The following is an 18,395-nucleotide window of genomic DNA, read 5'->3' on the forward strand; positions in this document are numbered from 1 at the left end:
CTTAGCGTGCGGTTAGGATTTTCCCGCAGCGGAAATTCCATAGGCGGCTCCAAGTCTGCAATACTTTTGCATTAGAAAAAACCGAACGATTACAAAACTATGATCGAATGTTTTGTAATCGTTCGGTTTTTTAATCGTTTGGAACCCTTTTGTCCCAACCTCTGTTTGTCGAAATAATCACTTTGCTTTTAAGGTGATAATGATGCATGTTTTTTTAAAAAAACCTAAAAATGAGCAAACTTCTAGTGGTCTTCTTTACTTTTTTCCGGTTTTTCACTCGCCTCTCTTTCTTTCTCTGTTGCTGAAGATTTTATCTTAATATCATAATATTTTTCAGCTCCTAAACCACCTTCGCTGATCATTTTTGCTATTTCCTTTGTCCGCATCTCTTTATCCTTGTCTATTTTGATCTTAGTTCTGTCTTGATGTGTCATCTCTAATCCCTTCCTTTCTAGTTATTATTTATATTCTAACAAATTTCGAGTGAAAAATCAGTCGATTAGAGTTGCTAATAATAACTTCAAAGGATGTTTTATGAATTCACTAACAAACAGGCATGATTAAGAAGCCCAGCTAATCCTTGGAGAGTTAGCTGGGCATTTAAATATATAGGCACGCTATTAGTAGATCAGAGATAAACCAATTGGTGAGAACCATCGAATTGATAAGGCTGTTTCAGTAATTGATCGATGAATCCTTCCCCATATTGATTGATGAAAAAGTAAGGTGAATACAAGCGTTCCTGCAAAGAACCTTCCGGGAAGAGCTGTTCACTAAGCGTCTGGTAGCGCTCATATTGCACATGATGTTTCCGTAAGATGGACTGCTCTTTAGTCTTTTGAAGGTAATCAAATTGACTCTGATGGAACTGGAGATTTTTCTTCACTACAGGCAGCAGCCCTGGATCCGTTTTCAATAAATGGGATTGCATCTTCTCATACTGCAATTCGAGCAGTTTCTTTGACTCCTCAAGAAGTGAGTCGAACTGCTCATCCCGCTGCTCATTCATCCATTGTTCTTGGCGCCAAGGAAGTTGACCATCAAGTACTTCATTGATTGTTAAACCTGTCTGTTTCAAAGCTTCTTGCGTTTTTCTCGTAATTAATGTGATGGATAATCTTGGGACGATAACGGGCATACGGATCCCCAGCGTATGGAAAGCCTCACGCAATAATGACCAGTACGCAATTTCCCCCGGCCCTCCGACAAAAGCCAGAACCGGAAACACGAGATCCTGCATGAGTGGCCGTGTTGCCACATTATTGCTTAACAACCAAGGTTGCTCGGCTGCGATTTCATGCATCTCTTCCTCTGAAAAAGACAGACCCGTCTGCTCATTAACGAATTTCCCCGCTTTTCTTTTCAGCAGCACACGGCCTGTTTCATGCACGTAAAATAGGTTCGCATCCTGCGCTTCGGATTCGATCGGCTTTTTATGACCCATGGCATGCAGGTCCTGCTCTGCCGAATAAATGGTTGAAGCCATTTTATCCGCATTCTCAATCATTTGCGAGAAGTACTTTGACTCCAACTGACGAAGCGGTTTGTAGGCAGCATCAAGAAATAACAAACCATGCTGAGTGAACAACTCGTTCATTAGCGAAGTAAAGAATCCGGTATACGTCTGCTGTTCCTCCACAGTTCGCAGTACGTTCTCCAATAAATCATGCGTGTAAGCTGTTTCTCCATAGCTTTTGAAGATTTTTTTGATAAACGCAGTCAGTTCTTTCTGGTCATATACGGTATCTGAAGCCATGGTTTTCAGCACGGTCGGCTGTTTGAATTGCCGCTTCACCGCCTTCCCTAGGTTCGCGGTATATGTATGATTGATTTCATTAATATCATGATCTTCTCCTGCAATCCAAAAAACGGGCACAACAGGTTTCTGAAGAAGTTCTCTTTGCTGACGAGCCATTAAAATGACCGAAACCGCTTTATGTACAGAATATAAAGGTCCTGTTAAAATCCCTGCCTGCTGACCGCCGATCACTACGAATGCGTCTGAAGAAAGCTCTTTAATATACTGCGCTGCTAGCGGGGAAATTCCGTGCGGCTGCATATATTGTTCGATCACAGCTGCAAGCTCGGCCCTTTGGAAAGAACGTTGCATCAGCTCCTGTGCTCTGGCTTCATATCCAGCAGCCGACAGTTCATAATCGAAAAATCTATGAGAAAATTGAGGATCATGTTGATAAGCTTCCATTAATTTGTTTTTTCTTGGCAATTCCATTGTGTCCAGTTCCATCTCATAAACTCCTTTATGTCAAATACTAACGCAAGTATATCATCTCACTCAGACAGGTTGAATAGATACGCCTGAAGAGATGTTGATCAATTGGCATATTGTATGATTTGCAATGCAATCCCTATCCCGAGCAAGAGAATATATGCACATGTCAAAAGCAGAAAGTAGACTCGCCATGTCTTGCGGAGTACAAGAAACGTCCGAAATTCTTTCATCTGTAAACGCTCAACAATAGAAAATAAAATAGCCAAAATACAGACGGTTCCTGCTACATAGAACCCAAGCCACTGGTCCCAAATCGTATGTATGAGCACTGTCACTGAAACGCCTAAAAATGGTGTAGTCCAATCAACAGCAAAACCGAATCGTCTCGACGGCGATACGCCTATTTTTTTTGAAAGTATCAAACAGACGATTAATATGAGAAACGGAAATAACAAAAGTCCGCCAAGTATGTTTTGCAGCATTAGCTTTCTTCACTCCCATTAATACCGAGCAGCATCATTTCAAGATTTTTCAAGATTGGGGCGTGCCCTTTCCTTTGTTCAATTTTATGTAAAACTGCTGTAACAATCGTTTCAATCTCCATCGCATTTCCTTTTATTCGATCCACTAGCATAGAGGATTGATTATTGGCTGTCCTTTGACAGACCAATGCGATGTCCTCAAATGTCAACATATCTTCCATCTCCGGAAAATTGGTGAGTAATTCCTCGCACAGCTGACGAAAAAGCTGATAGAAATGAAAGTTTTCCGTCAACTGTCCATTCCTCACTTGCAAGATCGCAGTCAGCGGATTAATCGCACAGTTGATCAACACTTTTCTGAGCAGCAATTTCTCGGCATTTTCTTGTATTTGTATAGGAAAACACTGTGGATCAATTTTTTCCAGCCACTTGATTGTCTGTTCATTTTTTTCATCCACGGCGATCGTGATCGGACCGATCCCATTATGAAGAACCGTTCGATCGTCCACTCTTCCTGCCCCGTGTTCTACTGTGGCGAAGGAAACATGGCCAAGTTCAAATTGATCGACGAGCGACAAATGACCAATACCATTTTGGATAAATAGCAAATCCGGCTGTCGCGGCAGGCTGCTGATAGCCGGCAATACCTCTTGCAATGCATCATATTTCACTGCAATAATCCATAAGGCGTCTAGCGGAAGATCTTCCATATTGGTCACGGCAGCCACTTCAAAACGGGTGCGCGCTTTAGAACCATCCAATCGAATCAAGCCTTGCTTCAGCTGGGTTGCCTGCGTTTCCCGCCGCACCCAAAATGTCACGTCTGCTTTATTTTGCGCCAAATAAGAGCCGATCAATAACCCTATGGAGCCTGCACCTACTACTACAAACCGCATATTTTTCCTCCTTGAAAAGAGAGACCCATCAAAGGCGCCTCTCTCGATTGACTCTATTATACAGGATAAACGGGATGTTTTCTCGGGGGACGAGCGATTTCTTTCGTTTCATAATATGCAAACCTATCCGCTAGTACTTCTCGAAGTTTATGCGGCGCAACGATTTCATCGATGATCATTTCAGAAGCCATTTTATAAATATTGATTTCCTGTTTATATTCCTGCTGTTTTTCTTTAATGAATACAATTTTTTCTTTCGGGTCGGTGATCGCTTCGATTTTATTGGAATACACCGCGTTGACAGCCGCCTCAGGGCCCATGACAGCTATTTGGGCAGTCGGCAGCGCGATACAGACATCCGGCTCAAAGGCAGGACCTGCCATTGCGTATAAGCCTGCTCCGTACGCTTTACGTACTATCACAGAAATTTTGGGAACGGTTGCGGAGCTCATCGCCATGATGAGCTTGGCACCGTGGCGAATAATTCCTTGCCGCTCGACTTTCGTTCCGATCATAAAGCCAGGGACATCCGCTAAGAAAAGCAGCGGAATGGAGAATGCATCGCAAAGCGTGATGAACTTGGTCACTTTATCTGCCGAATCAACAAACAATACGCCGCCTTTTACTTTTGGCTGATTCGCGATAATTCCGACCGGACGACCGTCAAGCCGGCCGAGTGTCGTAATCACTTCCGCGGCAAACAGCTCTTTAATTTCAAACAAGCTATTTTCATCAACCAATCGATCGATCGCTTCATACATATCGAATGGTGCGTTTTGATTTTCAGGGATAATTTCTTCCAGTGAACGTCCTTCCTTTATTTCTCCAGGCTTCGCTGCCCTGGCAGGGGCTTCGTAATGTGCCGGGAAGTAGGATAGATATCTCCGGGCTTCAACGATCGCTTGTTCTTCACTTTCAACCAAGACATCCCCGCATCCACTGACTGAACAGTGCATGTGCGCGCCGCCCATCTCTTCAAGCGACACTTTTTCTCCGATGACCTTTTCTGCCATCCGAGGCGACCCTAAATACATCGACGCATTTCCCTCAACCATGATGACAATATCACAGAATGCGGGAATATACGCACCGCCAGCAGCCGATGGTCCAAATAAAATACACACTTGCGGAATCATACCCGATAGGCGAACTTGATTGTGAAAGATCCGTCCTGCCCCTCGGCGGTTCGGAAACATATCCAACTGGTCTGTAATCCTGGCGCCGGCAGAATCCACTAAATACAGCAGCGGAACCCGTAGTTTCTCAGCAGTTTCCTGAATGCGTATGATTTTTTCAACCGTCCGTGCTCCCCACGAACCTGCTTTTACAGTGGAGTCATTGGCCATGACACAGACTGTCTGCCCATTTATCTTACCTGTCGCTGTCACGACTCCGTCTGCTGGAAGGTCGACTGCTTCACAATTGGCAAACTTGCCATCTTCCGCATATTCCCCCTCATCAAACAGCAAGCGAAGGCGGTCTCTGACAAATAATTTTCCTTGCGATTCAAGTTTATTGTGATATTTTTCGGCTCCGCCAGTAAAGACTCGGTTGGCCTTTTCCTTCAATTTTGCATTATAAGCTGTCTCTGTCGAATTGTTTGTCAATAAACTCCCCACCTTCCGTCAAGATTGGATTGTCACCAACACATCATCTTCGTTTACAAAATCGCCTTCATTCCCGTTAATTGCGGTAACGGTGCCGTCAACTTCCGCTTCCAAAGGGATTTCCATTTTCATAGATTCCATGATCAAAACGACTTGTCCTCTCGTTACAACATCTCCCACTTTTATCTCAATCGAAAAAATCGTGCCTGCCATAGCAGCTTTCACTTCTTGCATACAATCACTCCTCGTATTCTATTTGTCGAGATGGTTGTTGCATAAGGCTTATTCCATTTAGTGTAACTTATTTATGAAATCGTTTACAAGTAAATAGATAGTGCCCCAACAGTGTATGTTTTTCGGTTGTCAAACTTTACTTATTTTTAGTCAAGAACCTTTGAACTGCCTCATGATGCGCGTCACTTTCCCAAAGCACAGAACAGACACGCGCTTCTTCTTGCATCGCTTCTCTCAAATTATTCGCCTGCCATTTTCTTGTCGCGATAGATTTATATGCACGATGTACATTGCGATGCACTTTTAGCATAGGTGCTAAAAATTGATCCAAAGCCGCATCAGCATCTCCATTATAGACCTCCGTAGCCCATCCGAGTTCTTTCAACTTATCTGCCGAATGAACACTCGCTCTGCTTGTCAACTGAAGAAGTTGATCATGAGGGCTATTCTTCTCGAACAATAATGTAGCTCCGCCCCAGCCCGAAGTAATTGCCAAAGTACCTTGAATGAAACCTGCCTTCGCATGGGAGGCAACCAGACGATAATCGCAAGCCGTGGCAAGCTCACAGCCACCGCCAACTGCTGCTCCATTTATTAAGGCAATCGTCGGCATCGGCAATGTCGCAATACGATAGAGAATTTTAGCTCCTCTGCTTAACATCGGCCAAGCATCCTCCGCTGTTTGGAAGCCGTGAAAATCACTTAGGTCGCCCCCCGAACAAAACGCCAAATTGCCTTCACCAGAAATGACTGCAAATGAAATTTCCGGGTCGTCCTCAATCCGATCCAAGAATTCTTCCAAACCTGACATAACGTCATAGTTAACCGCATTTCTCATTTCAGGTCTCATGATACGAAAATACGCAATGGACTCCCCATTTATGGTTGGTTCGATTTCAAATGAAAAAGACAAAACAATTCCCCCTTTTCCACTTAGCATACCATTTTTAAGAAAAACAAAAAAGACTGCTCTGAGCCATGGTCTCAGGGCAGTCTTCTATTCGCTGTGTAGAATCTAAATTATTCGCCTACAACGTCTTTTCCTTTGTAGTGTCCGCATGATTTGCAAACGTGGTGTGCCAATTTCATTTCGCCACAGTTTTCGCAAGTAGTCATACCTGGCGCTTCAATTTTGAAATGAGTTCGACGCATATTTTTCTTCGTTTTAGAAGTTCTTCTTTTTGGTACTGCCATTGGGGGGCACCTCCTTATAAGGGTTTACTCTTTATCGGTTTCAAAAAAATTAGCCAATCCCGCTAAACGAGGATCTACTTTTTCTTCTGCTTCTTCTTGCCGTTTCGCTTCCAATTCTTCATCGGTTGTATAGGACCATCCTTTGCCTTCTGCCTGCTGCACATCTTCTGCTGATTTGCAAAATACTTGTAACGGGATTTCAAGCAAAATGAGTTCTTCCAATACAGGCGTAAAATCGATTATTTCTCCTTCAACAGGATGAATTTCATCATCTGTCAAAAGCGTTTCCTGATCCCAACTGAATTGTTCTATCGATTCAATGGAGAAAGGATAATCGACATCTTCCCACGTACGTGCACAAGGCAAAATCATCGAACCTTCTAGCCGGAGCTGGCATGTTAACTTTTTCTCACCAATTGAACATGTTCCGCTTACTCGAACAGGCTGAATTGCCCTAATTTCTTCATTCCGCTTTTTGACGGAATCTAAATTTACTGCTTCGTCAAGCAGTAGCGGGCCTTGCCTATGTTTCCGTAATTGATGAATGGACCATTTCATGTCTATCACCTCAAGACAACAATGTTGATTATAGTATTTTAAATAATGGATGTCAAGATATTTTCTTGTCACTTCATCAAGCTTAACGTTATAATTCACTATACACAAGCAGAAAGGATGATTACATTGATAGCTACTGGAATTGTAGTCGAATATAATCCATTTCATAATGGCCATCTTTTCCATTTGCAAGAGGCAAAAAGACAAACAGACGCCGACACCATTATTGCCGTCATGAGCGGAAACTTTCTGCAACGTGGAGAACCTGCCATAGTGGACAAATGGACGCGGACAAGGATGGCACTTGCCGGTGGAGCTGATCTTGTCATCGAACTGCCGTATGCATTTGCTACTGCTCATGCTCCTCAGTTCGCCAAAGGTGCCATCCAACTTCTTGACGCGCTTTATTGCAGTTATTTTTGTTTTGGCAGCGAGGAAGGATCCATTGCACCTTTTACGAACAGTCTCACTTTAATTTCTACACAGCAGCAACTTTACGAAAGTGCGATAAAAGAAGCGATGAGAGAAGGGATAAGCTATCCGAACGCATTGCGAAAAGGCTATGAAGCCATATCCCATGATACATCGATCGACTTAGCCGATTTATCCGAACCAAATAACATTTTAGGATTTCATTATATGCAAGCAGCAAATGACATCCACTCTTCCATGATTCCGCTGACAATCGAGCGAATAGGAACGCATTACCATGATCCCGCCTTGCCTGCCGACTCCGTAGCGAGTGCGACAAGCATCCGGAAGTCCATTTTCACAAACGAATCGGCTGAAGACGTGCAACCTTTTATGCCGCCAACAAGCTATCGTCTATTGAAAAACTGGGAAGATCTGAATGGTTTTCAAAGTTGGGATGCGCTTTATCCTCTTCTGCGTTATAGCATTCTTCGCGAGGAGCCAGAACGGCTTACAGAAATCGCGGACATTAGAGAAGGCATTGAATTTTCATTTTTTCGCGCAGCAAAAGAACAGACCACTTTTCAAGGGTTTATGCAAGCTGTCAAATCCAAACGTTACACATGGACGAGCATCCAACGAATGCTCGTTCATATTTTAACAGGTTATCGGAAAGCTACACGCGAGCAAATCACAGATCCCTCTTATATCCGATTGCTCGGCATGACAGAGTCAGGACGATGCTATTTACGTTCCATAAAGAAACAACTGCCATTACCCCTTGTCAGCAGAGTGGCTTCGCTGTCCGACCCTTCTTTGCTGATGGATATAAAAAGTACGGATATTTACATGTCCGGCATCCAATCACCTGCCCCTACACTCGGACAGGATTATAGGACGCCGCCGATTTTTGTCTAACGCCCTTTTACTTTTCTTCTAACTGTTCTAAATAGCGCAGCGCATCATCCACTGTTTTTACGGGTACGATTTTCATTTTGGTACCAATTTTTTCTGCAGTCGCTTTTGCTTCTTCATAATTGGACACCAACTGTGGATTTTTCTTCTTAACTTCTTCAGGCAGGTCATCGTCAGGTGCAAAGAAAATCTCGATGTCCTGGCGATCTGCCGCAATCACTTTAAAGTCGATTCCACCGATTCGCCCAACCGATCCGTCTTCCAACATTTCTCCTGTTCCAGCAATATTATAACCTTTCGTCAAATCTTCATCCAACAAGCGGTTCATTAGCTCTAGCGTGAACATCAATCCTGCCGAAGGACCACCGATATCTTCTGTAAAGATATCCACTTTCGGTTCTGTCTGGAGCTCAATCTGTTCTTCGAATTGAATGCCGAGACCTATGCGTTGATCAGTTCCTGGGAGTTTTTTTAATTGCAGAGGAATTGTCAACTCCTGGTCTCCACGCTTTACTTGAAGGCTTATTTCGGCTCCTTCTTCTTTGGCGCTAATTTCATCCATAAATTGTTCAGCAGAAGACAGCTTTTTTTTATCAATTGACCCAATCAAATCACCGATTTGCAATTTTTCGTCAGCGGCCCCGTTCGGAATCACTCCAGCAACATACACACCTTTAAAAATCCGTTCCATCGGCAGTCCCGTTTTATCAAACGCGACAGAAATCGCATGTATTTTGGAGTCTGTCATTAATTTTTTTTGCCGCACAGAGTATTCTTCGTCGCTTTCCCCATGCCTTCTCACTTTCGTGGCAGGCATCAGTTTCATTTTATCTGACACAAAAGAAAACGCGTAAGTAATAGGCGTTGCTTTCCCAATTGCGATGGTCATAAGACTAAAAGTCCCGCGATCGTCTGAATCTCCTCCCTCCACTTCTACAAGCGGCTCCAAATTATAAGCGCCTCCCGGCCGGGAAATATACATATCTAATGGATATAAGGCCAGAATCGCTACGAGGACAAGGACTACAGCCAATATCCCCCACTTACGCATCTTCATAAAAGCACACCTCCATTAATAGCCTGTACGAATACAACATATATATTACGGTAGATTTCATTGTAGTTCAAAATATAGGAAGGAGAGAGAGATTTGAATAGCCATTTTCCTATCCGCCACACTTGCCTATGATAAATGTTACGGTCATTTGGGCTTTGATCATCCTCTTCATTATCCAGCCCGATATTGCACACGAAGGCGCTGTTTCAGGTGCTCAATTATTTGTCCATGCCCTGCTGCCCTACTTGCTGCCCTATATCATTTTAACGCAATGGCTATTGAAAATGCCCAGCAATCATCTTCCTTCGAGTCAATGGAGCAGATACATAAAAGCGTATGTACTCGGTTCTTTCGGAGGTTTTCCGGTTGGTGCTGTGACAGTCAGCGAAATGAAGAAGAACGGTGAAATTTCTACAACCGAAAGCAGTTTGCTGCTCGCGGCCTGTCATGCGCCTGGACCGATGTTTATAATCGGATTTGTTGGGAATGAACTTTTCGGCAGCGTAGCGAGCGGCTGGAAACTGCTTATCGCCATACATTTGGCTAATATTATGTTCTTCCTTGTACTGCTAGTGTTTTTGAGGAAACAACGGGTGAAGACAGTGCCGCAGCCACCTGTTGAACGCGATCAAAAGACATCTCCTCTGCTGGGTTCAATTAAAGATAGCTCTTCAGTCATTTTGTTGGTAGCCACCACAGTGATTTTCTTTTCTTCATTGGGAAATGTCCTGTCGCATTTAGTCTCGAGTGTTTTCCCTATCGATATGGGTATTTCGAAAACCTTATTATTAGCGGTCTTTGAAATGACTTCTGGTGTTCAATCCGCCACGGAACATTTTAGCGGTGACGCAATGTATCCGATGCTCATAGCTGCCATCATTTCAATTAACGGTCTAAGCATCCACATACAAGTCATGACGCTGGCAAAAGGTGCTGGCATCAGCATCCTACCCTACATCATCGGAAGAGCTTGGAATACCGTTCTGGTCCCTCTGCTGTTTATCTTGATTTATTAAGTAATTACCGTACTGACGAAAAATGGGACCGGGACAAAACTAATTTGGTCATAATGAAAGACGAACAATCGCAAAAAACACAAAAAGGTGTGGGTTACTTAGTGTGCGGTTAGGGATTCGCCCTCCAGGCAGGGACGCTTTCCGGGCAAATCCTACATTTTGTACGGTAGGACAGTTGTCTTGGCCCCGAATACAGATAGTTTTACTATGTTCAATTTTGAAGCATAGAAACCCAGTGCTTAATTCATAATTTGGGATTTTTAAGAATGTAAATTGCTAACAAACTGCCTTGTATACAAAAATTAGGATTGGAGCGGAGGGCAGGGCGAAAGGCAAAGATGTGCTCCCAACGCTTCGCTTATGCTCGCAAAAGCCTTTCTTCGTCACGGCTTTTCCTGCGGGATGTAGCGCATATGGTGAGACCCCACAGGAAGCGAAGCGGACGAGGAGACTCAAGGCCACGCCCCCCGGAAAGCGTACCGTCTGGAGCGGAAATCCCGGGGTGCTCACTAGCTGTGGTTTCACACGCCTATTCGGATAGTAAATCATAGTACGTATCTTTTATTCTAACAAAACCCTTGACTAGAGGTAAGAAAGCGTCCCTGCCCGCAGCGGAAATTCCATAGGCAGCTCCAAGTCTACAATACCTTTGCAGTAGAAAAAACCGAACTATTTTACAAAACTTTGATTGAATGTTTTGTATTCGTTCGGTTTTTTTATCGTTATGAAACCTTCTGTCCTAGCCTCATTCTGTAGTATATCGCATTTTCAACTATCTATTACTTACGGAATTTCTCAATCAATGCCTTATTCACATGTGGCGGAACGAGAGAAGAGATATCACCGCCGTACTGAGCAACCTCTTTAACAATACTAGAACTCAAGAAAGAATACTGGCTCTTCGTCATAACGAAAAACGTCTCAATACTCTCATCAAGCACTCTATTCATAGACGTAATCTGCATTTCATATTCAAAATCTGAGATCGCCCGCAAGCCACGGACGATAACAGATGCATTGATTTTATGCGCGTAATCAATGAGTAGTCCTGAAGATGAATCGATGGTTATATTGTCGTACTGAGAAGTTACTTCATGGATTAGTGCAATCCGTTCTTCCACTGTAAAAAGCGGTTTCTTAGAAGAATTATTCATGACCGCCACATGCACTTGCGGGAATGTCCTGGCTGCTCTTTGTATAATATCTAAATGTCCATTCGTCACCGGATCAAAACTTCCCGGTACGATTGCGATTTTTGACATGCGATTATCCTCTTTTCTCATAAATTGTGATAGCTGTATTTCCATATATTTTAGAGCTTATTTGGGTATACGCTTCATACTGTTCAGGCAATGTTACTTCTTTCTCATGTTCACAAACCACCGTTGCATCTTCCGCTACCAGGCCCTGATCGATGAGTTCTTTTATACCATCATAATAATCCACTGCTGCGTAAGGCGGATCGACAAATAACAAATCAATCCGCACGTTCTTTTGCTTCAGGACCGCAGCAGCTTGTCTTGCATCTTTTCGTTCAATATGTACTTGCTGTTCCAATCGGCATTTTTCAGCATTGGCTTTAATGACTGCACAGGCTTTCGAATTTTTTTCAAAAACAATCGCTTGATCCATTCCCCGAGATAACGCCTCGATTGAAATAGAGCCACTGCCGCCGAAGAGTTCGACGACAGTCCCTCCATCGAAGTATGGTCCAATTTTATTGAATACTGATTCTTTTACTTTGTCGGATGTCGGACGCGTGGAAGTACCCGGCAAAGATTTTAGCGGCGTACCTCTTCTGGAACCAGAAATGACCCTCACTCTTTTTCCATCTCCTTTATTAGCTGTTCAATCTGTTCAATGGCGATTGACTCATCGGACTTCTCAATTAACACTAAAAATATCCGTCTTAACCAAACTTCATCGAAATATAACTTTCCGCTGATATACTTGTACGGTTCTTCTTGGTAGTCGTATTTCCGGTCATTCATGACGTAAAAAGGTTCGATCCTGGAAAAGCGGTAATTACGTTTTGGACTTTCAATATAGATGGATTGATCATTTGAAGTGATTTGATAACCCATCCGTGTTAATAATTCGTCTGCCGGATAAAAGCTTTTCTCATCTTGAACAACCGCTTTTAGATCTTTTATTTCTTCTCCATCCAACAACACATTTCGCGAGTCCAACAACAAAAATGGATAACTATATTGCTGTTCATGCATCGTTTTTTGGAAATACTGCGAATCAAAGTTCATTACATTCTGCAATTCCTCGTCTAACTGCGCAGCCGACAATTCTTGTCCAATTCGCCCACGTACTTTTTGACGGAACGCGCTGTATTTCTTTTCGTCCAATGATTCCTTCAGACGATTAAAAGCACCTTGTTCAGCTTTCGTCCCAATTGCCTGATCGCCAAGAATGGATGCCAGCATACTATTCATCGATGGCTCATTCGCCGGTATCATAAAACGCGACTGGACACTCATTCGAGCTACTTGCTTTACTACCTGGTCCATATTCATCGGTTTCTCTACTACAAAGCGCTGCGCATATAGAGTTTTATTGAGAGGCGACAATACCACGCTCACGTGATCACCGCCGATCTCCTCCAATATGCTCTCCATCTCTTTGATTTGCTTCTCTTTGATTCCTTCGCCGTATACAGACAACTTATTACCGGAATACGCAATCGGTACATCTTGCGGTTGCCAATACAACTCATTAACAAAGCCGACTCCACGATATAATCGATAGGAAATCCGCTCTTTATCCGCTTTGCCGACTCGTTCCAGACCATTCACCCACATGCCACCGATATTTTGTTCATCCGTCATATGAAAGACCGTTGTCAATGGTTTGGCATCTTGAAGCAACACAAAAGGTCGTTTGAATAACTTCCGATCTTTTAACGACTCTTTTTTCGGTATTTTATACGCTATGGACTGCTGATCTCCTTCTCCTTCATCGAAAGCGATACCCGCTTCATTCAATCGAGAGCAGGAAACAGATCCCTCAGTCAAACATTCTTGCTCTACACTCCCCTCAGGCCAAATTATTTCATATCGGCCTGTTGCTAAGTCATAAAAGTGATGACGGATGTATAATCCATCTGCCCGATTAATGACTTCTATTTCTTGGCGGTACGTATCCGGATGATCTTTCGCCCCATTTGCTGCAGCCGACTGACTATAATGCAAATAAAGAAGACCTGCATTTACTCCTAGTAAAAGAAGCAAAATTCTCAAGATGATTTTCAAAGTACAACACCTCATCACATGGTATGATGGATAAGATCCATTCACAAGACTATAACTACAACGGCAGTTGCATGAACCAATTGCATGAAAGGAAGAATTTTAAAATGATTCAACAACGTTTTATCGAATTGGGAGAAGGCTATAGTGACATTTACGAATTACTTGAGTTAATGTCTACGAATTCCCACAGGATCTATAAATCCTATATTTTTTCATCCGGAGACGGTCCGGCTGAACGTCTTTCATTTGCCGTATCATTTTCACCGGCACGTGCCGACAGCCATTATATGCCGATTTATATTTGCCGTGAAGGCATCACATATTCCGCAGATAAACCATCCAAACGGTATAATTTGTTTGTTGAGCATGCAGAAGCGATGAATGCATCACCTATTAGAGTAGAAGTTAAGCATTCATCTCAATTTGCTGAAAAAGATTTGTTTTACCAGTACATTATCGGCATTTTACGTTTGAATCATTTGTTGCCGCCACTTCAGTGAAAACATTATAGGCCAGTTTTATAATCATATTCTTTGGCTTTATCAGGTTTGGCATTTTCATATACGGTGCTTACGAACGGCCGCTGGGAAGGCAAAACCTTTTTCACAGCGGGCAAACGTTCCAATTTGCCCATCGTAGCTTCCACGTCGTCTTGATCACAGTATAGGACGACGTATTTCATTTTTTTAGAAATATAGTGAACATGCCCAAATTTACGCAATGATTTTGCTTGTTTTAAATGATGGAGATAGACAATTATTCCTTGCCGATCAATCATAATTCTCCCCCTCTTTCTTACTCCATACAATACCATAGGTGAGAAAAGTCCTGCAACCTTGCATGATTAATGTTTATATTATGTTGCATACCATGAGAGCGGACATCTTCATCGGCTAAATATCCATCAATCAATGATTGCGCACATTCCAATGAATGAGTTACACTAGGTAAGGTATATATTCAGTAAAAGCTGGGTGAGAAAAAAATACAGTGGAGAATGACTGACTACTGAGGAGGTTTTTGAGTGGGGAGGAAAACAAAAGTTGCTTTAACTGTAGGAGCCGCGAGTGTTGCTGCTTGGGCGGCTTCAAAAGTTGTTGTGAAACAAGAGCCGCGGGCAGAGAAGAAAGCGCTTCAATTTTCTGAAATAGCAGTATTAGCAAATGTCGATATTGCCGAAGACCCTTCCGTCCATTTGCTCACAGCATACACAAATGCAGCCGATTTGGGCGTACATGGATTTGCAGTGAATATCCGGCTTACAAAAGATGAAGAAATTATTTTAGCACCGAGCCATGATCTACAGCTTACCGGTGTTATTGCAGACTATACGTTAGCAGAATTACAGAATGAGAAACTTCCTGTTATTGATGATTCCGAATCGCTTGCAGATCAAGAGGCCTCATCTATTGTATCTCTGCGCGAACTGCTGGAAACGTTCCCGCAGCTTTTGCATGTCATTTCAATGAGTGACTCGCCTGATACATATGAAGGCAGCTTAATCCCTTCGAAGTTGTGGCGATTGCTGAAAGAGATGGATGCTGCAGATCGGGTTGTAGTGACAAGTTCATATGATGAACAAATCGATCGCTTTAATTTATATGCACAAAACTCTGTTGCGTTGGGTGCCGGCAACGAGGAAATTAAAAAAGCTTACGTGGCGTATTCGAGTAAATTTGGTCATTTATACAAACCAAACGCGGACTTATTTTGCCTGCCGGAGAAAATCGGAGTATTCCCTCTTGCATCGGATGGGTTCGTGCAATTTTTGCAGCAATTGAATATCACAGTGCTATATGAGTTAACCAACACAGTTGATATTCAAAAACTATCTAAACTGGAAATCGCCGGATTTATCACAACAGAACCTAAACAGGTCTTGAGCTATTTCAATGAAAACTAAAACAGTTGCATGGTTTTTGCAAGGGTTAAGCTTTTTAACAAAAGATTTGGCAAGTGGGTACGGCACCGTTGATCTACGTTCCAGGCGGACGCTTTCCGGGGGGCGTGGCTTGAGCCTCCTCTCCTGGGGGTCTCAAGGCGCACGCTGATCCCCCAGGAGTCGCCTTCCACTACGATCAACTAGCGTATCTTCCTAACTTTAATGAGTTGACCGTCTATCCTAAGATTGTTGTAAATACAAGAAGTAACGTCCAAGTGAAAGCACTGGTATTTTTCTTTTCTGTTTAGGTAGGCTCTAACTCGCACTTCACACTATCTACAGAGAGTTCACTATGTGTCACAATTCACTTTTAGAGATTGGTGCGGAAGATGGGCGACTCCTGCGGGATTAGCGTGACAGGTGAGACCCTGGACTGAGCGAAGCGAGGAAAGCGGCTCACCGCACGCCCCGCGGAAAGCGTCCCATCTGGAGCGCAAATCTCCGGAACGCAAGCCTACTTCCTCTTGCTTTATTTTTCTCCGGCATTAATTCGACTTTATTACTCTAATGTTCGCCAACAAACTAAACCCTGCATTTTAAATGCAGGGTTTTCTCGTAGAAAGAAATTGTAGAAGTATTTACGCTTAGCAGGAGCAGCTGCCGCCTGAGCTGCAACCTCCGCCACAGGAGCTGTTTGTGAATGCTCCGTCTCCAGCAGGAACTTTCACAGCTTCTGACACGGAGTTTCCGATCAGAATACCGACTTCATCCAAAAGCGATTGGACATCGTTTTCTGCCAAACGTAGAGCCGCCACTTCTTCGCGCAAATCCAAGGCTCTTTTTTGAAGACGTATTTCCTTCATGATCACTTTATAATCAGGATGATATCGTCCAAAACGTTGAACCTCTTCATATTGTTCTTTCATTTTATTAAAATCAATGATCTTTTTCCGCAGATCAGAATTTGAATACACACGGGCGTACGCGTCTTGATAGGTTTTCACAACCTCAGAACGCAGCAGCATATCGGAAAGTTCTTCCGCCATATCGATGACACGCATCCATTCATCCGTCATCATCATAAATTGCCGCACCTCCTATCTCCACCATCATACCAAAAAAGAACCCGTTCGCCTATTCATTAAGAATTTCAATCCAAACGGTTTTTTTCGAAAAAAGCATGCTTTACTTCTTCCATATCGCAAAAATGATAAACTTTATCGCCAATCTGCTGTGTCTGTTCATGACCTTTCCCAGCAATCAATACGACATCTCCAGCTTGAGCTATTCGTATCGCATACTGAATCGCATATTTTCGATTGAGCAGGACATCTATCGGCGTAGGAAAGCCTGTAGTACCTGCCAAGATGTCTAAGATGATCTGCGAAGGTTCCTCAGACCTCGGATTATCTGAAGTAAGTATGACATGCGTGCTGTACTGTGCAGCTATCGCCCCCATTTGAGGTCTCTTTTCATGATCCCGATCTCCGCCGCAACCAAACACCGTGATTACCCTCTGGCTTGCATGCGCACACAAAGCCTCTAGTACGACTTGCAAAGCATCCGGTGTGTGCGCATAATCTACATAGATTTCTACCCCGTCTTGGCTATATCTCTCAAGTCGCCCTTTTGGCAAGCACAACGCAGACAATTTGGAATGGATTTCATTATATGAATACCCTAATGCCAATAATGCACAAATAGCTGCTCTTGCGTTCATTTCATTATGCTTTCCCAACACAGAAAAAGAAGACTCCTTAAGTTTGTCGGCAGGATAAGGCTTACCATTCAAATGCGCAACACTGAAATACATCGGCTTGCTCGCTGAGTCCTTGCTCATCTCATAACAAATTGGGTCGTCTTCATTGGCAATCAGCTTTTCAGCTAACAGAATCAAACGCTTTTTCGCCTCTATATATTGCTGTTTTCCTCCGTGTTCAGCATAATGGTCAACCCCTATATTCAAGAGGATGCCAATTGAAATAGGACAATGCGCCAATCGATTAGAAGATAGGCCTAAAGAAGAAGCTTCAAGTACAACATGAGTAATTTGTCGATCTACACATTGTCTTAGAATAGGATGCAAACGTTCTGCCGGCATTGTAGTCATGGAATCTTGTATGGTCTCTGTCAGTTCTCCATTCATATAAACCCCCGTCGTACCAATTATAGCTGTCCGGCATCCTGCAGCCATTAATAATTGACCAATGAAATGACTGACAGTCGTCTTTCCATTCGTCCCTGTAACCGCAATGATCGTCAGTTCCTCACCTGGGGTCCCAGCCAATTTCGCGCTTCCATAAGAGATAAATAAGGAGCTATCCGGAACCAGTAGAACGGTGATCTCCGAAGGAATATTTGAAAGATCCAAATTGACTCGATCCACTACGATCGTATTCGCCCCTTTGATTAATGCTTCCTCAACAAAGTCCAATCCATCGCGTACAGTGCCTTTCCTTATTACAAACACATATCCCTCCTTAATACATTCTGAAGATTCAGTGATACCATTAATTTTTTGACGGATAGAACCTTTAAGCAACGTACATGGCCAATCCTTCATTAATTCAGATAAAAGCACGGAGTCTCGCCCCTTCCCGAACATTTTGTTCAAAGCAGAATATAATGAAACGAAACATAATTTCACTGTATC

General features: G+C 43.1%; 20 protein-coding genes. 4 read left to right on the forward strand and 16 right to left on the reverse strand.

Going from position 1 to position 18,395, the window contains the following annotated elements; translation table 11 throughout:
• Nucleotides 1–242: 242 nt before the first annotated feature.
• The 9 genes from B5D59_RS10035 to B5D59_RS10075 all read right to left on the reverse strand — a co-directional run bounded on the left by B5D59_RS10035 (nucleotide 243) and on the right by B5D59_RS10075 (nucleotide 7,201).
• Nucleotides 243–434 (reverse strand): hypothetical protein, encoded by a 192-nt coding sequence (locus B5D59_RS10035; RefSeq protein ID WP_078817818.1) that lies wholly within the window; start codon nucleotides 432–434, stop codon nucleotides 243–245.
• A gap of 194 nt (nucleotides 435–628) precedes the next feature.
• Nucleotides 629–2,245: a bacillithiol biosynthesis cysteine-adding enzyme BshC gene (gene bshC, locus B5D59_RS10040; RefSeq protein ID WP_078817819.1), complete on the reverse strand. Its 1,617-nt coding sequence runs from the start codon at nucleotides 2,243–2,245 to the stop codon at nucleotides 629–631.
• Nucleotides 2,246–2,331: 86 nt separating this feature from the next.
• Entirely contained in the window at nucleotides 2,332–2,712 is a 381-nt protein-coding gene (locus tag B5D59_RS10045; protein WP_009765607.1) for a DUF3397 family protein, read from the reverse strand.
• On the reverse strand, nucleotides 2,712–3,608 hold the full coding sequence (locus tag B5D59_RS10050; protein WP_009765608.1) for a ketopantoate reductase family protein: 897 nt from the start codon (nucleotides 3,606–3,608) through the stop codon (nucleotides 2,712–2,714). Before B5D59_RS10050 ends, B5D59_RS10045 begins: the two co-directional genes overlap by 1 nt.
• A 56-nt stretch (nucleotides 3,609–3,664) precedes the next feature.
• Entirely contained in the window at nucleotides 3,665–5,176 is a 1,512-nt protein-coding gene (locus tag B5D59_RS10055; RefSeq protein WP_425441343.1) for an acyl-CoA carboxylase subunit beta, read from the reverse strand.
• Between the two features lie 57 nt (nucleotides 5,177–5,233).
• The gene (locus tag B5D59_RS10060) at nucleotides 5,234–5,449 is read right to left on the reverse strand and encodes a biotin/lipoyl-containing protein (RefSeq protein ID WP_009765610.1); all 216 of its coding nucleotides are present in this window, start codon (nucleotides 5,447–5,449) and stop codon (nucleotides 5,234–5,236) included.
• 136 nt (nucleotides 5,450–5,585) lie between these two features.
• Nucleotides 5,586–6,389 carry an enoyl-CoA hydratase/isomerase family protein gene (locus B5D59_RS10065; protein WP_078817821.1) on the reverse strand — a complete coding sequence of 268 codons (804 nt, stop codon included), beginning with the start codon at nucleotides 6,387–6,389 and terminating at the stop codon, nucleotides 5,586–5,588.
• 80 nt (nucleotides 6,390–6,469) lie between these two features.
• The gene (gene rpmF, locus B5D59_RS10070; RefSeq protein ID WP_009765612.1) at nucleotides 6,470–6,643 is read right to left on the reverse strand and encodes a 50S ribosomal protein L32; all 174 of its coding nucleotides are present in this window, start codon (nucleotides 6,641–6,643) and stop codon (nucleotides 6,470–6,472) included.
• A gap of 24 nt (nucleotides 6,644–6,667) precedes the next feature.
• A complete protein-coding gene (locus B5D59_RS10075; protein ID WP_078817822.1) occupies nucleotides 6,668–7,201 on the reverse strand; it encodes a YceD family protein in 534 nt (177 codons plus the stop codon).
• 117 nt (nucleotides 7,202–7,318) lie between these two features.
• Between B5D59_RS10075 and B5D59_RS10080 the strand changes: the two genes are divergently transcribed.
• The gene (locus B5D59_RS10080; RefSeq protein ID WP_078817823.1) at nucleotides 7,319–8,530 is read left to right on the forward strand and encodes a nucleotidyltransferase; all 1,212 of its coding nucleotides are present in this window, start codon (nucleotides 7,319–7,321) and stop codon (nucleotides 8,528–8,530) included.
• A 7-nt stretch (nucleotides 8,531–8,537) separates the two neighbouring features.
• On the opposite strand, the gene B5D59_RS10085 is transcribed toward B5D59_RS10080, so the two are convergent.
• Nucleotides 8,538–9,584 carry a SepM family pheromone-processing serine protease gene (locus tag B5D59_RS10085; protein WP_078817824.1) on the reverse strand — a complete coding sequence of 349 codons (1,047 nt, stop codon included), beginning with the start codon at nucleotides 9,582–9,584 and terminating at the stop codon, nucleotides 8,538–8,540.
• 128 nt (nucleotides 9,585–9,712) lie between these two features.
• Here B5D59_RS10085 and B5D59_RS10090 point away from each other — a divergent pair, with 128 nt between their 5' ends.
• Entirely contained in the window at nucleotides 9,713–10,600 is an 888-nt protein-coding gene (locus tag B5D59_RS10090; RefSeq protein ID WP_139365994.1) for a hypothetical protein, read from the forward strand.
• Nucleotides 10,601–11,379: 779 nt separating this feature from the next.
• Here B5D59_RS10090 and coaD read toward each other — a convergent pair.
• From coaD to B5D59_RS10105, 3 genes are read right to left on the reverse strand one after another with little or no spacing between them, the layout of a single operon-like run.
• Nucleotides 11,380–11,862 (reverse strand): pantetheine-phosphate adenylyltransferase, encoded by a 483-nt coding sequence (gene coaD / locus B5D59_RS10095; protein ID WP_040758278.1) that lies wholly within the window; start codon nucleotides 11,860–11,862, stop codon nucleotides 11,380–11,382.
• A gap of 4 nt (nucleotides 11,863–11,866) precedes the next feature.
• The gene (gene rsmD / locus B5D59_RS10100) at nucleotides 11,867–12,421 is read right to left on the reverse strand and encodes a 16S rRNA (guanine(966)-N(2))-methyltransferase RsmD (protein WP_009765618.1); all 555 of its coding nucleotides are present in this window, start codon (nucleotides 12,419–12,421) and stop codon (nucleotides 11,867–11,869) included.
• Nucleotides 12,418–13,860: a hypothetical protein gene (locus B5D59_RS10105; RefSeq protein WP_078817826.1), complete on the reverse strand. Its 1,443-nt coding sequence runs from the start codon at nucleotides 13,858–13,860 to the stop codon at nucleotides 12,418–12,420. Before B5D59_RS10105 ends, rsmD begins: the two co-directional genes overlap by 4 nt.
• A 104-nt stretch (nucleotides 13,861–13,964) precedes the next feature.
• Between B5D59_RS10105 and B5D59_RS10110 the strand changes: the two genes are divergently transcribed.
• The gene (locus tag B5D59_RS10110) at nucleotides 13,965–14,360 is read left to right on the forward strand and encodes a DUF7147 family protein (protein WP_040758280.1); all 396 of its coding nucleotides are present in this window, start codon (nucleotides 13,965–13,967) and stop codon (nucleotides 14,358–14,360) included.
• 5 nt (nucleotides 14,361–14,365) lie between these two features.
• On the opposite strand, the gene B5D59_RS10115 is transcribed toward B5D59_RS10110, so the two are convergent.
• Nucleotides 14,366–14,638 carry a YlbG family protein gene (locus B5D59_RS10115; protein WP_040758281.1) on the reverse strand — a complete coding sequence of 91 codons (273 nt, stop codon included), beginning with the start codon at nucleotides 14,636–14,638 and terminating at the stop codon, nucleotides 14,366–14,368.
• A gap of 246 nt (nucleotides 14,639–14,884) precedes the next feature.
• Between B5D59_RS10115 and B5D59_RS10120 the strand changes: the two genes are divergently transcribed.
• Entirely contained in the window at nucleotides 14,885–15,763 is an 879-nt protein-coding gene (locus tag B5D59_RS10120; protein ID WP_009765622.1) for a glycerophosphodiester phosphodiesterase, read from the forward strand.
• 623 nt (nucleotides 15,764–16,386) lie between these two features.
• Here the strand turns inward: B5D59_RS10120 and B5D59_RS10125 are convergent.
• Nucleotides 16,387–16,824: a YlbF/YmcA family competence regulator gene (locus B5D59_RS10125; RefSeq protein WP_078817827.1), complete on the reverse strand. Its 438-nt coding sequence runs from the start codon at nucleotides 16,822–16,824 to the stop codon at nucleotides 16,387–16,389.
• A 68-nt stretch (nucleotides 16,825–16,892) separates the two neighbouring features.
• Nucleotides 16,893–18,323, reverse strand: a complete 1,431-nt coding sequence (locus B5D59_RS10130) for a UDP-N-acetylmuramoyl-L-alanyl-D-glutamate--2,6-diaminopimelate ligase (protein ID WP_176132550.1) — start codon at nucleotides 18,321–18,323, stop codon at nucleotides 16,893–16,895.
• Between the last annotated feature and the right edge of the window lie 72 nt (nucleotides 18,324–18,395).

The organism is Sporosarcina newyorkensis (assembly GCF_900167515.1).
Taxonomy (GTDB): Bacteria; Bacillota; Bacilli; order Bacillales_A; family Planococcaceae; genus Sporosarcina; species Sporosarcina newyorkensis.